The organism is Vibrio sp. Of14-4 (assembly GCF_022347625.1).
GTDB lineage: Bacteria > Pseudomonadota > Gammaproteobacteria > Enterobacterales > Vibrionaceae > Vibrio > Vibrio pristinus.
The window spans coordinates 41209-53820 of sequence record NZ_JAKRGI010000021.1; the positions used below are offsets into that span (position 1 = coordinate 41209).

A 12612-nucleotide genomic window follows, 5' to 3' on the forward strand; every position below is an offset into this window, starting at 1 on the left:
TAGCTTGCCGACGGAGTTTTAGTTCGGTTCGTTCGTCAACATATTTGGTGCACAATCACCATGGCGTTCGAGATTCATCGCCTGATGAGTTTAGCAAGACCTTAGATAAACATCGTGAACCGGGGCGGGGCACGAGGTTTATCTTAGGTTAAAATTATAATCCCTGCCCCATTGAGCATGTCGTGAGCGTTTTAGCTATATCAATTACCACAGTCGCCCTAGCCGAAATAGGCGACAAAACCCAGTTATTATCTTTGCTGCTTGCCAGCCGATATCAAAAGCCCATTCCTATTATCATTGCTATCTCGTTAGCAACATTGGTCAATCACGCCTTGGCAGCATGGTTAGGCGTGGTTGTCGCTGATCATATACCTGCAAATCTTTTAAAATGGGTTCTCTTTAGTAGCTTTCTTGTGATGGCGTGTTGGATTGTTATTCCAGACAAGCTAGATGAAGACAGTAGCATGAAAAATCGCGGCGCTTTTCTAACCAGCTTTCTGGCCTTTTTTGTTGCTGAAATAGGGGATAAAACTCAAATAGCGACGTCTATTCTTGGAGCCCAATTCGCCCAGTCATTCGTTTTGGTCATTGTCGGTACAACAATAGGCATGTTGCTGGCGAATATACCGGTTGTTTTTATTGGTCGTATGTCAGCGGGCAGGTTACCGCTTGATATGATTCGTAAAGTTACAGCGATATTGTTTGCTGGCTTGGCAGTGAGCAGCTTGGCTCTCTAGCCTATCAGGCTAAATAAATTGCGTATCGCTAGAATAGGGCGTGACACGTGGCATACCAGTCAAACAATACACGTGCTATGTTAGCTATGTGAATAATGTTACTCAGAGTGTTGTGAGATCTTATGAATTTTCACCAGACTGCATGAGAGGTCAATATTATGCTAACACGTTATATGGGGATATCTCCTAAAAGTCAGAGTTACTTGTTTAGCTTTGGCCTAGTACTATGTTTGCTGGCAATGGCGCTGACGGATATGTGGCTGCCAATCGTTGCAGGCTCGTTTATTCTTACGGCCTTGACAGTAGAAGCCTGGATTCGTGTTGCGCACATCCTGCCCTTACAGGAAGAAATTCGCCAAATGAAAGAGCAAGTCGAGCAGTTACACTCCAAGCTAAAGTAACAGGTTAACCATAAAAGAAAGCCGGTAATAAAAGGCTTTTGTATCTATTCAATCCCTTTTCTAATTAGGTATTGATAGGGAAGCTGATCGGTTTGTGAATCGATCAGTTGATGATCCATAAATCGGCAAAAGCTTGGTATGTCTCTGGTGGTGGAAGGATCGTCAGCTGTGACAAGTAATGTCTCACCATCTTTCATTTTTCGTATAGTCTTCCTGACCATCATTACTGGCTCCGGACAGCGCATTCCTTCAGCGTCCAGCACTTTGTCTGCCTGCTCTACATTGAACATTGTGGTCATATCTCAAGTTAACTTTAAGGGACTAGATGATACTGGCGGAGAAAAAATATTCAATAACCTCTTGGCAAACGACATGAATTGATTTAACTTAGTTAACAACTTGATAACATTGTGCGCGGAGATTGCTTATGAATGAACTCGATCGCTTAACAGTATACTCCGTGCTTTGCTTTCTGTGTTTTTGCGCTCTTGTACTGCGACCTTCGCATGAGGCTTCGCTATTACCGGTAGTGGGTATGTTAGCTACTATCTTTGGTATTTGGGTTGAGACCCGTTATTGGCGAGAGTCTTCCAATAACCGCCAAGCTTAAGAGTGTGGTAAAAGCGCCAGTTACATTCCGATACTATCCCCATTTTTTCTTGGGCTTCCCCGCTGAAAGGCGGGATTTTTTTATCTAAATATTCTGACAGCTTATAAGCTGTTTGCTGGTTTAGCTGCTAGCTAGTAAACATCATAGTCGTAGGGCTTAGTGCCAAGCGCAAGCAAACAGAGTGTCTGCTGAGTCAGTCAAACTGTGACTGACTCTCAATTATTTCGCCGTTAGAGTTTAATTACAACTCGCCCGGTAACCTTTCCGTTAGTGATGTCTTCTGCGTAGTTTGGTGCTTGTTCTAGCTTGATTTCTGTACATGCTTGTTCGAAGTAGCTTTGAGGCAATAGTTTTGCCAGCTTATTCCATGCCTGAATGCGTTTTTCTGTTGGGCACATGACTGAATCAATACCTTGTAGACGCACGTTACGAAGAATAAATGGCATAACTGTGGTTGGTAAATCGAAGCCTCCCGCGAGCCCACAGGCTGCCACAGCTCCGTTGTAGTCCATTTGGGATAAAACTTTTGCTAGGACCTTGCTACCAACAGTGTCTATGGCGCCTGCCCAAACTTGTTTTTCTAGTGGGCGTGTGGTTTGTTCAAATTCTGAACGGTCGATTATACGTTTTGCACCAAGCTTCTCCAGCAGAGGACCGTTTTGTTCGATACGACCAGTTACTGCGGAGACTTGGTAGCCAAGCTGAGAGAGCAGGGTTATTGCCACAGAGCCCACACCGCCGCTTGCGCCTGTTACCAGAATGTCCCCAGAGTCTGGTTGAATACCTGCGTCGATGAGAGCTTCAATACATAGCATGGCCGTTAAGCCCGCAGTACCCACCATCATAGCCTGTTTACCGCTAAGGCCTTCGGGTAAAGGGACAAGCCAGTCTGATTTTAGGCGAGCGCGCTGAGCCATCCCCCCCCAGTGGTTTTCACCGACACCCCAACCCGTTAATACGACTTTATCACCTGCTTGGTAGCGCTCATTATCCGAATGAGCAACCGTGCCAGAGAGATCTATGCCAGGCACCATAGGGAAGTTGCGGATGATTTTACCTTTTCCAGTGATGGCTAAGCCGTCTTTATAGTTAAGAGAAGAGTAATCAACGTCGATTAATACATCACCTGGTGGCAATTGGCTTTCATCCGTTTGCTCAATACCAGCGAGAGTTTGGTTTTGTTCTTGTCTTAAAATGAGTGCGCTAAACATAAATGGTCTCCACAACCAAGCAAGAGTTTTGTTGGGCTTTGAGTTTAGATCCAAAAGGTAGATGACTGAAATGAAACTTTCGTATTATGGAGATGTTGTTGAGCTAGATTAAAGTTTGGTCGTCATTTAACCTTTGGGTAGATGCTAGGCATATTTAGTGATGAAACAATAGAAATTAGGGGCAGAACAAGCCTGGCCCCTAGTCTTTGTTAGGATGATAAAAAGAACTTATAAGATGGATTATCGGTTTCGTCTTTACATTGATAGCCAAGCTCTCTCAAATGAGAGGAAAAGCGTGACAGATCGGATTCATCAAGCTCAAAGCCACAAAGTACACGGCCATAGTCTGCGCCATGGTTGCGGTAGTTGAATAAGCTGATGTTCCAGTGGGTCCCAAGGGTGCTGAGGAACTTGAGCAGTGCGCCAGGATACTCAGGGAACTCGAAGCTGTAGAGACGCTCTTTCAGTTGCTTTGATGGCCTGCCTCCAATCATATAGCGAATGTGTAGCTTAGCCATTTCATCCTCTGACAAATCTACCACAGGATACCCACCTTCACGCAGGTCATGGATGATGTGCTCTAACTCTTCTTGACCGCCTTGAAGGCGCACACCGACAAATATATTCGCTAATGCATCGTCGTTATAGCGGTAGTTGAACTCGGTCACCGCGCGCCCACCAATGAGATTACAAAACTCAAAAAAGGCTCCTTGACGTTCAGGAATGGTTACAGCCAGTAAACCTTCACGCTTTTCACCAAGTTCACAACGTTCTGAAACATAGCGCAGACCATGGAAGTTGGTATTGGCACCAGATAGCACTGTGCCAAGGCTACAATTTTCGAGTTGGTTTTGCTCACTGTACTTTTTAAGGCCTGCAAGAGCCAGTGCGCCAGAAGGTTCAGCAATCGCGCGGGTATCCTCGAAGATATCTTTGACTGCGGCGCAAATTTCATCACTTGAGACAGTAACATGCCCATCAAGATATTGCTGACAGAGTCTAAATGTTTCATCACCAATACGTTTTACCGCAACGCCATCAGCAAACATACTGACCTGATCAATAACCACGGGCTCACCTGCATCAAGCGCTGCTTTAAGGCAGGCTGAATCTTCAGGCTCAACTGCTATGACTTTGATTTCTGGCATCAATTGCTTAACAAGCACAGCCACACCGGCAGCCAAGCCACCGCCGCCAACAGGTACAAAGATATGATCTAGGTGGCCGTTTTGCTGCAGCATCTCCATACCAATTGTCCCCTGACCTGCAATCACTAGTGGGTGATCGAAGGGGGGAACAAAGGTATAACCATGTTGCTTGGCTAACCGTTCCGCTTCTGCTTTCGCTTCATCGAAATTATTGCCGTGTAAGACAACCTGTCCACCAAAACTGCGCACAGCGTCGACTTTGATGTCTGGGGTTGTTTTTGGCATGACAATGGTGGTTTTGATGCCAAGCTTAGTGCCAGATAGTGCCATGCCTTGCGCGTGATTACCGGCTGAGGCGGCAATCACCCCGGCAGTTTTCTGCTCTTCTGATAAGCTGGCAACCATGTTGTAGGCACCGCGCAACTTAAAAGAGTGAACAGGCTGGCGGTCTTCTCGTTTGATCTGCACATTATTACCAATACGCTCACTCAAGCGCGGCATGGCTTGTAATGGCGTGACGGTTGCAGCTTCATAGACTGGCGCTCTTAGGATCTGGCGCAAGTAATCTGCGCCAGTCTGGTTCTCTTTCCCTGAAAATTCACACGCTGCCATAAGCTAGTCCTCGAGCTTAGACTTGTCTCGCACAGCACCTTTGTCAGCGCTGGTTGCCATACTCGCATATGCTTTTAGGGCGAAAGAAACTTCACGCTGACGATCTACGGGTTTCCAACCTAGCTCGTCTTGCTTAGCTCTACGCTCGGCAAGCTCTTGCTCTGAGACCTCTAATGAGATTGAGCGATTGGGAATATCAATCGCAATCATGTCGCCTTGCTTAACTAGGCCAATGGCACCGCCGTTAGCCGCTTCAGGTGATGCGTGTCCAATGGATAACCCTGATGTGCCTCCAGAGAAGCGCCCATCAGTCAGTAGTGCGCATTCTTTGCCAAGCCCCATAGACTTTAGATAAGTGGTTGGGTAAAGCATCTCTTGCATACCTGGGCCACCTTTAGGGCCTTCGTAGCGAATAACGACCACATCCCCCGCTTTTACCTTGCCACCAAGAATGCCTTCAACCGCATCTTCTTGACTCTCAAAAACGACCGCAGGTCCTGTAAACTTGAGAATGCTTTCATCGACGCCCGCGGTTTTGACAATGCAGCCATCAAGGGCAATGTTACCGGATAAAACGGCAAGCCCACCTTCTTGGCTAAAGGCATTGTCTTTGGTGCGAATACAGCCATCGACTCGATCATCGTCGAGGCGATCCCAGCGACAGTCTTGAGAAAAGGCTTTGGTCGTGCGAATGCCTGCTGGTCCAGCTCGGTAAAACTTAAGTACATCAGCATCTTCAGTTTGCATGATGTCGTATTTAGCAAGCTGCTCTTTCATCGAGCACCCAAGCACAGTTCGTGCATCATTGTGTAATAGACCAGCTCGGTCTAATTCACCTAGGATCGCCATTACGCCGCCTGCGCGGTGCACATCTTCCATATGATACTTGGGTGTTGATGGAGCGACTTTACACAGATGTGGAACTTGACGAGATAGACGGTCAATATCGTCCATATCGAAGTCAACCTCACCTTCTTGCGCCGCAGCAAGAAGGTGAAGAATAGTATTGGTTGAGCCACCCATTGCAATATCCAATGCCATAGCATTTTCAAAGGCGTCAAAGGTAGCGATGTTGCGTGGTAATGCAGACTCATCATCTTGTTCGTAGTAGCGACGAGTTAGCTCGACAATGCGCTTACCTGCATTGATAAACAAAGCTTCACGATCGGCGTGAGTTGCAAGCATTGACCCGTTACCTGGCTGAGATAAACCCAGTGCTTCGGTTAAACAGTTCATAGAGTTTGCGGTGAACATGCCAGAACACGAACCACAGGTAGGACACGCTGAACGTTCGACTTGCTCGCTTTGTTCGTCAGACACCTTAGGGTCTGCACCTTGAATCATAGCATCAACTAAGTCGAGCTTGATCAATTGGTCTGAAAGCTTGGTTTTTCCCGCTTCCATTGGACCACCTGAAACAAAAATAACGGGAATGTTGAGGCGCATCGAAGCCATCAGCATTCCCGGTGTGATTTTGTCACAGTTTGAGATACAGACCATGGCATCAGCACAGTGCGCGTTTACCATATATTCTACTGAATCAGCAATAAGCTCACGAGATGGCAGTGAGTACAACATGCCGCCGTGGCCCATGGCAATACCATCGTCAACGGCTATTGTGTTGAACTCTTTCGCGATACCACCTGCTTTTTCTATTTCACCCGCGACCAATTGGCCCATGTCTTTGAGGTGCACATGACCGGGAACAAATTGAGTGAAAGAGTTCACTACAGCGATAATGGGCTTACCAAAATCTTCATCTTTTACGCCGGTTGCACGCCATAGAGCACGGGCGCCCGCCATGTTACGACCATGGGTGGTGGTTGCTGATCTGTATTTAGGCATTCTACTACTTCCTTAATTTGCCGTGTCTTATGGGTGGACGTAATCCAACCAGCCCCACTTATCTTCTGTGGTGCCGTTGAAAAGTCCAAAGTAAGCTTCTTGGAGCTCTTTTGTTATTGGTCCGCGTTTTCCGCTGCCGACTTCAATCTTATCGATAGTTGCAACAGGAACGACCTCTGCTGCAGTACCTGTCATAAACACTTCGTCGGCGAGATAAAGCGCTTCACGAGCAATGTTAGCTTCTTGTACTTGATAGCCTCTATCGCGAGCGAGTGTCATGATTGAATCACGCGTGATTCCTGGGAGAATTGCGCTAGTTGCTGGAGGAGTAGTGAGAACACCATCTTTAATTACAAAAATGTTTTCACCAGCACCTTCCGATAAATAACCATCGACGCTTAATGCGATACCTTCATCATAACCGTGGCGACGAGCTTCACCACCAACGAGTAGGGATGATAGATAGTTACCACCCGCTTTTGCTGCTGTAGGTATAGTGTTAGGTGCCGCTCGGTTCCAGCTGGAAATCATGGCGTCAACGCCTTTTTCTAATGCTTCTTCACCTAGGTAAGATCCCCACGGGAAAGCGGCAATGATTAATTCCATTTCTGTATTTGCAGGTGGGCAAACACCCAGCCCCACATTGCCGACAAAGCCAAGCGGCCTGATGTAAGCGCTGTCTAATTTATTTGCACGTACGGTTTCTCGCGTTGCTTCCATTATTTCGTCGACTGAATAGGGAATTGGGAAGCGGTAAATCTTGGCGGAATCTTTAAGTCTTTTTGCATGCTCACGATGGCGGAATATAATTGGACCTTTAGGGGTATTGTAACAACGCACGCCTTCGAACACAGAAGTGCCGTAGTGCATTGCATGAGTGAGAACATGAACGTTCGCTTTGTCCCAAGGAACCAGTTCACCGTTAAACCAAATAAATTCCGCTGTTTTTGTAGCCATTGTTGCCTTCCTTTATGCGCAAACTTTTTGCTGAAGATTGTTGTTAGGGAGTTGATCACTCGCAATTTGAGTCACCTCAACAGTACGCACATCCCAGAGTTTTTCAATCTGATTGGTCAGAAAAGAGATAGGTCTATCGCTATCGACAATGATTTCAACACTGGCAATCTTGCTTTCATGGTTTTGTGTCCCCGCAACCTGCCTAACAATGAAACCGCGATGGCGAACAACTCTGAGTACGCGCTCAAGTAAAACGGGTTTATCGTCTGCTTTTATGTCGATTAAATATCTTTCCATTTTACGTGTTCTCCAGCATATCATTGTTTGACGCACCTGGTGGTACGAGTGGCCATACATTTTCTTCTTCATCAATCATGACGTGAAGTAAATACGATGTTTCACTAGCCAACATCTCTTTGAGTGCAGGTTCTACCTCTTGTTTGGTGGTGATGGTTTTTCCTGGAATATCGAATGCTTTTGCTAGGGTTATAAAATCTGGGTTGTCATCCAGTATCGTTTCGCTGTGGCGACCATCAAAGAAGAGCGATTGCCACTGACGTACCATCCCAAGGCGTTGATTGTTCAATAGAACAATTTTTACCGGGATCTGGCGTCGCTTTAATGTGCCCAGCTCTTGGATGTTCATCATGAAAGAGCCATCACCTGTAATAAGGATAGATTGATCATTAGGTCTGGCGACAGCGGCCCCCATTGCTGCTGGAAGTCCAAATCCCATAGTGCCAAGCCCAGCAGAAGTGATAAAATTTTGTGGGTCGCGAGGCTGAATGTGTTGAGCTGCCCACATTTGATGTTGGCCTACATCTGTCGATACCATTGAGCTATCTGGCATCATATCGGACAGCTGTTTTAATAGCCCAGGAGCAAAAATTAGGTCCCCAGGGTGGTCATAGCGCCATTTAAAGCCGCTACGAAGACTTTCACTATGCTTAACCCAAGGCGTAATATCTTGAGCTAGCTCCAATTTAGGCAGTATGGTATCGATGGTACCGCGCAAAGGTGCATGTGCATGGCGCAGTTTGTTGATCTCTGCAGCGTCAATATCAATATGGATAACACGTGCGTGAGGAGCAAAGGTTTCAAGTTTTCCAGTCACTCGGTCATCAAAGCGAGCGCCGACAGCAATTAATAAGTCACATTCTTGAACGACTAAGTTCGCTGCTTTAGTGCCGTGCATCCCTAGCATACCTAAGTAATGAGGATCATGGCGCTCTATGGTACCTAGGCCTTTTAAGGTGCTTACCGAAGGCATAGGATTTAAGCGTAAGAATTCGCGTACCGTCTCGGTTGCTTGTCCAAGTTGCACGCCACCACCGACATAAAAAACAGGGCGAGTACATTGTGACAGCAGGTTTTGTGCTGCAACCAGCGCTTGCTCACCGGGGTGTGGGGAGGAGGGAGGCGTGAAAGATGGTAAACTATCAACAGGTGCTTGAGCCAGTTGGACATCTTTAGCAATATCAACGATGACAGGCCCTGGTCTACCCGCTTTGGCAACTTCAAATGCTTCGGCAAGGGTTGGCGCTAATTCATCAATATCCGTTACTAGATAGCTATGTTTGGTGCAAGAAAGCGACATACCTATCACATCCATTTCTTGAAATGCATCTGTACCTATATGCGAGCTTGCGACTTGACCTGTTATTGCCACCATAGGGATGGAGTCCATGAAGGCGTCTGCAAGACCAGTCACTAGGTTAGTGGCGCCGGGCCCTGAAGTGGCCATACATACGGCAACATCTTGCGTGGCTCTAGCCATGCCAATGGCTGCCATTGCGGCTCCTTGTTCATGACGACAGAGTATATGTTCAACACCACCATCATAGAGCGCATCATAAATTGGCATTATGGCCCCACCTGGGTAGCCAAATACCGTTTTAATGCCTTGTTGCTTGAGGGCTGCAACGACTAATTCCGCACCTGTCATTGAACGCTCCCCATCTTGCTTGGTATTCTTTTTGTTGTGTTGCACTTCATGTGCGCTCCCCATTCTTCCTGCCCGTTATTGGCCGAGCTAAGTTTTCCGACTCATTTAAATTTGTGATTATTATTTTGCTGATAGCAGCTTTTAAGTTGAAAAAAACCCCCGAACTTCTCAGTGCGGGGGTTTTTTCAAATTTGGTGTTTATTTTTCGCCCACCAGCCCCCGCGCGGAATCGATAATGACCACGATAATCAGGTTAATCAGCAGTTTAATGTGAGCGTTTTTATTCATATCTTTTTGTGATGTTTTATTTATGTAATTTGATACTAAATGTTTGCGTCCTTAGTGGTAACACAGAATTCTGTTACATGACAAGCAAAATCTCATTCTTTTTTCACATTCTTTCATTATCTCTGCAGGCTATATAACAAGCATACCGCTAAAAGAAACGAATTATCAGAGGGATAAACTGATAGTGTGGGAGTAAAGTTGAGTATGGGACTTGCGATTATTTATAGCCGAGCGTCGGTCGGCGTCGAAGCCCCTCAGGTAGCAGTTGAGGTGCACATCAGCAACGGTATGCCAGGTTTTACTTTGGTCGGGTTGCCAGAAACAACAGTAAAAGAATCACGAGATAGGGTAAGAAGTGCGATTATCAACTCACGATTTGAGTTTCCAGCGAAGCGAATCACAGTGAACTTAGCTCCAGCAGATTTACCCAAAGAGGGTGGAAGATTCGACTTACCTATTGCCCTTGGTATTCTCGCTGCCTCTGAACAAATCCCTGTGGAGGGTTTATCCAGCCGCGAGTTTGTTGGTGAGTTAGCACTGTCAGGTAAGCTGCGCCGAGTAAAAGGGGTTTTGCCTGCAGCGTTAGCTGCCCAAAAGGTGAAAAGGCGCTTGGTTGTCCCCCATTTCAACGGCGATCAAGCTGCATTAGTGGGACATGATATACATCAATCAGCGGCTAGTTTGCTTGAAGTTTGCGCTGATATCTGTGGTCAAAAAGCACTAGATTTGCATCAAAACATGATTCAAAACCAAGTAGTTGAACAAAAACGCGATCTGCAAGATATCATAGGCCAGCAGCAAGGAAAGCGAGCTCTAGAGATTGCGGCAGCGGGCAACCATAACGTACTTTTTCTTGGTCCGCCAGGAACTGGTAAAACCATGTTGGCGTCGCGCTTGTGTGATTTATTGCCAGAGATGACGGAAGAAGAAGCAATGGAGACAGCTTCGGTGGCTTCTTTAACGCAGCAAGATATCAATGCGCTTAACTGGAAAAAACGGCCTTTTCGTGCCCCGCACCATTCAAGTTCTATGGCTGCTTTGGTTGGCGGTGGAACTATTCCAAGGCCCGGAGAGATTTCGTTAGCGCACAATGGTTTATTGTTTCTAGATGAAATGCCTGAATTTGAGAGGAAAGTGCTGGACTCTTTGCGAGAGCCTCTGGAATCTGGAGAAATTATTATTTCAAGAGCGCAGGGAAAAACCCGCTTTCCAGCGCGTTTTCAGTTGGTTGGCGCCTTAAACCCGAGCCCGACTGGTTACTATGACGATCATCATTCAAGAGCGAATCCACAAATGGTTTTGCGTTATCTGAGTCGCCTTTCTGGTCCTTTGCTAGATCGCTTTGACATGTCTATCGAAATACCGGCGCTGCCCAAAGGCACCTTGTCTGAGGGAGGAGAACGAGGGGAGAAAACTGAAATTGTAAAAGCTAGAGTTGAACAGGCAAGGTATTACATGATAGAGAGAGCGGGTAAGGTTAATGCTTTGCTTGGCAGTCGAGAAATGGAGCAGTACTGCCCGCTTGCAAAACCAGACGCTCAATTTTTAGAAGCGGCTTTGCATCAGCTTGGTTTGTCGATACGCGCGTATCACAGGATTATCAAAGTCGCTCGAACCATTGCAGACCTTGATGGTCAAGAACGCATAGCGCGTCATCACATAGCCGAAGCTTTGGGTTATAGAGCCATGGATCGTTTACTTAAACAGTTAACCAATCAAGCAGTATAATGGCCCACTAGCTGTGGGCCGATTGATTTAGAACTTGTAGTTCATACCCACGGTAAATAGGTACTGCTTTGTATCGTAGAAATCAATATTTGAGTCAGATTCTGTGTAACCCGAAAGCGAGATTAGAGACCAGTTTTGCCAGCCCATAAAGTTTTTGTATTCGTATGCAGCGAATAAGCTCCACTCATCCTCATCGCGAACTTTATTATAGATTGGGTTAGTACCATCAAACGAACGGCTGGTGTAGCCGGCAGTCAGCGCGAGTTGATGTCTATCGAATATTCTAAGATAGGTAAGTTCACCACCAACAGAGCTAAGAGAGTTAGCATCGCCATCTGCATCTGTGTTGATGTACGTAATAGAAGGTTGTAAGAAAGAGGTTCTACTGATTGGTTGTCGGAAGTCGCCTTTAATATAGAAAGTTTTTGCGTCGCGTTGTAGAGCGTTTCTTTCCTCACTCGTTAGACTTGTTAGACTCGATCCTGATAATTCATTATCAATATCTCGACTGCCGTAAACCGTATCTAAGCTAAATCTAGATCCCATTATGTTATTGAACTTAAGACGAAATGCGTTGCCTTTTTCATCCGTGGTTTGACGTTCTTGATTGGTGAGAAAGGGATCCGCCCATGTTTCACCTGACATAACCGTGGGGAGAAATGAGGCGTCAACTATAGTCCCAGACGATAGTTCTTGTTTGTAGCCGACTTCTAGAACTAGAGTACCGACCGCGATATCCTCACGAGAGGTACCAGCATAGACTTGTTTATCTTTGTCAGCGCCAAACGTATAAGCTAGGACGCCAAGTGGAAGTAATAAGCCGCCGCTATCTTCAGCAGCACCTTGGTTGACATCAGTAATGACTTTATCACCATTAGTATTGAGGTTAGACGTTGTGGAGGCAAAGCCCGCACTGAGCGCTAACTCTCCACTAAATCCTGAGTGATCTGCTAGCTGTGCTTGTGCACAAGACGCTATAAGCGAAAAGGCTAACAACGAGAGTCTTGTTTTCATTAGGTGATTTCCTTGTCATTTGTTTATCGGAGTTAATTCAAAATTGGGGGTATTCTCGCAGAACTTGTCTGACCTGAGTCAGAGAGAGTACAAAACTCTGTCATATCGATTTCAAT

Annotated in this window: 12 protein-coding genes; 4 read left to right on the forward strand and 8 right to left on the reverse strand. The window is 46.2% G+C overall.

The window, feature by feature from the left end; genetic code table 11:
• Nucleotides 1–182 precede the first annotated feature (182 nt).
• A complete protein-coding gene (locus MHN79_RS17480; protein ID WP_239173913.1) occupies nt 183–737 on the forward strand; it encodes a TMEM165/GDT1 family protein in 555 nt (184 codons plus the stop codon).
• A 158-nt stretch (nt 738–895) separates the two neighbouring features.
• Entirely contained in the window at nt 896–1138 is a 243-nt protein-coding gene (locus MHN79_RS17485) for a hypothetical protein (RefSeq protein ID WP_160932645.1), read from the forward strand.
• Nucleotides 1139–1182: 44 nt separating this feature from the next.
• Here MHN79_RS17485 and tusA read toward each other — a convergent pair whose 3' ends face one another.
• On the reverse strand, nt 1183–1437 hold the full coding sequence (tusA, locus tag MHN79_RS17490) for a sulfurtransferase TusA (RefSeq protein WP_172971793.1): 255 nt from the start codon (nt 1435–1437) through the stop codon (nt 1183–1185).
• A 128-nt stretch (nt 1438–1565) separates the two neighbouring features.
• Here tusA and MHN79_RS17495 point away from each other — a divergent pair, with 128 nt between their 5' ends.
• Complete coding sequence (locus MHN79_RS17495) at nt 1566–1748, forward strand: hypothetical protein (protein WP_239173914.1); 183 nt, start codon at nt 1566–1568, stop codon at nt 1746–1748.
• 230 nt (nt 1749–1978) lie between these two features.
• Here MHN79_RS17495 and MHN79_RS17500 read toward each other — a convergent pair whose 3' ends face one another.
• The 6 genes from MHN79_RS17500 to ilvG form a co-directional block, all read right to left on the reverse strand.
• Entirely contained in the window at nt 1979–2959 is a 981-nt protein-coding gene (locus MHN79_RS17500; protein ID WP_239173915.1) for an MDR family oxidoreductase, read from the reverse strand.
• Between the two features lie 209 nt (nt 2960–3168).
• Nucleotides 3169–4719: a threonine ammonia-lyase, biosynthetic gene (gene ilvA, locus MHN79_RS17505; protein WP_239173916.1), complete on the reverse strand. Its 1551-nt coding sequence runs from the start codon at nt 4717–4719 to the stop codon at nt 3169–3171.
• 3 nt (nt 4720–4722) lie between these two features.
• A complete protein-coding gene (gene ilvD / locus MHN79_RS17510) occupies nt 4723–6564 on the reverse strand; it encodes a dihydroxy-acid dehydratase (RefSeq protein ID WP_239173917.1) in 1842 nt (613 codons plus the stop codon).
• A 27-nt stretch (nt 6565–6591) separates the two neighbouring features.
• Nucleotides 6592–7521 (reverse strand): branched-chain-amino-acid transaminase, encoded by a 930-nt coding sequence (gene ilvE, locus MHN79_RS17515; protein WP_239173918.1) that lies wholly within the window; start codon nt 7519–7521, stop codon nt 6592–6594.
• Between the two features lie 12 nt (nt 7522–7533).
• Nucleotides 7534–7818 (reverse strand): acetolactate synthase 2 small subunit, encoded by a 285-nt coding sequence (gene ilvM / locus MHN79_RS17520; protein WP_114787740.1) that lies wholly within the window; start codon nt 7816–7818, stop codon nt 7534–7536.
• 1 nt (nt 7819) lies between these two features.
• On the reverse strand, nt 7820–9466 hold the full coding sequence (gene ilvG, locus MHN79_RS17525; RefSeq protein ID WP_239173940.1) for an acetolactate synthase 2 catalytic subunit: 1647 nt from the start codon (nt 9464–9466) through the stop codon (nt 7820–7822).
• A gap of 492 nt (nt 9467–9958) precedes the next feature.
• On the opposite strand from ilvG, the gene MHN79_RS17530 reads away from it, so the two are divergent.
• Entirely contained in the window at nt 9959–11482 is a 1524-nt protein-coding gene (locus MHN79_RS17530; protein WP_239173919.1) for a YifB family Mg chelatase-like AAA ATPase, read from the forward strand.
• A 27-nt stretch (nt 11483–11509) separates the two neighbouring features.
• On the opposite strand, the gene MHN79_RS17535 is transcribed toward MHN79_RS17530, so the two are convergent.
• Nucleotides 11510–12496 carry a DUF2860 domain-containing protein gene (locus MHN79_RS17535; protein WP_239173920.1) on the reverse strand — a complete coding sequence of 329 codons (987 nt, stop codon included), beginning with the start codon at nt 12494–12496 and terminating at the stop codon, nt 11510–11512.
• Nucleotides 12497–12612: the final 116 nt, after the last annotated feature.

Bases quoted from the DNA above. Each gene is read 5' to 3' on its own strand.
- tusA (WP_172971793.1), bottom strand. From the start codon at position 1,437: ATGACCACAATGTTCAATGTAGAGCAGGCAGACAAAGTGCTGGACGCT.
- MHN79_RS17535 (WP_239173920.1), bottom strand. From the start codon at position 12,496: ATGAAAACAAGACTCTCGTTGTTAGCCTTTTCGCTTATAGCGTCTTGT.
- ilvM (WP_114787740.1), bottom strand. From the start codon at position 7,818: ATGGAAAGATATTTAATCGACATAAAAGCAGACGATAAACCCGTTTTA.
- MHN79_RS17530 (WP_239173919.1), top strand. From the start codon at position 9,959: ATGGGACTTGCGATTATTTATAGCCGAGCGTCGGTCGGCGTCGAAGCC.
- MHN79_RS17500 (WP_239173915.1), bottom strand. From the start codon at position 2,959: ATGTTTAGCGCACTCATTTTAAGACAAGAACAAAACCAAACTCTCGCT.
- ilvD (WP_239173917.1), bottom strand. From the start codon at position 6,564: ATGCCTAAATACAGATCAGCAACCACCACCCATGGTCGTAACATGGCG.
- ilvE (WP_239173918.1), bottom strand. From the start codon at position 7,521: ATGGCTACAAAAACAGCGGAATTTATTTGGTTTAACGGTGAACTGGTT.
- MHN79_RS17485 (WP_160932645.1), top strand. From the start codon at position 896: ATGCTAACACGTTATATGGGGATATCTCCTAAAAGTCAGAGTTACTTG.
- MHN79_RS17495 (WP_239173914.1), top strand. From the start codon at position 1,566: ATGAATGAACTCGATCGCTTAACAGTATACTCCGTGCTTTGCTTTCTG.
- ilvG (WP_239173940.1), bottom strand. From the start codon at position 9,466: ATGACAGGTGCGGAATTAGTCGTTGCAGCCCTCAAGCAACAAGGCATT.
- ilvA (WP_239173916.1), bottom strand. From the start codon at position 4,719: ATGGCAGCGTGTGAATTTTCAGGGAAAGAGAACCAGACTGGCGCAGAT.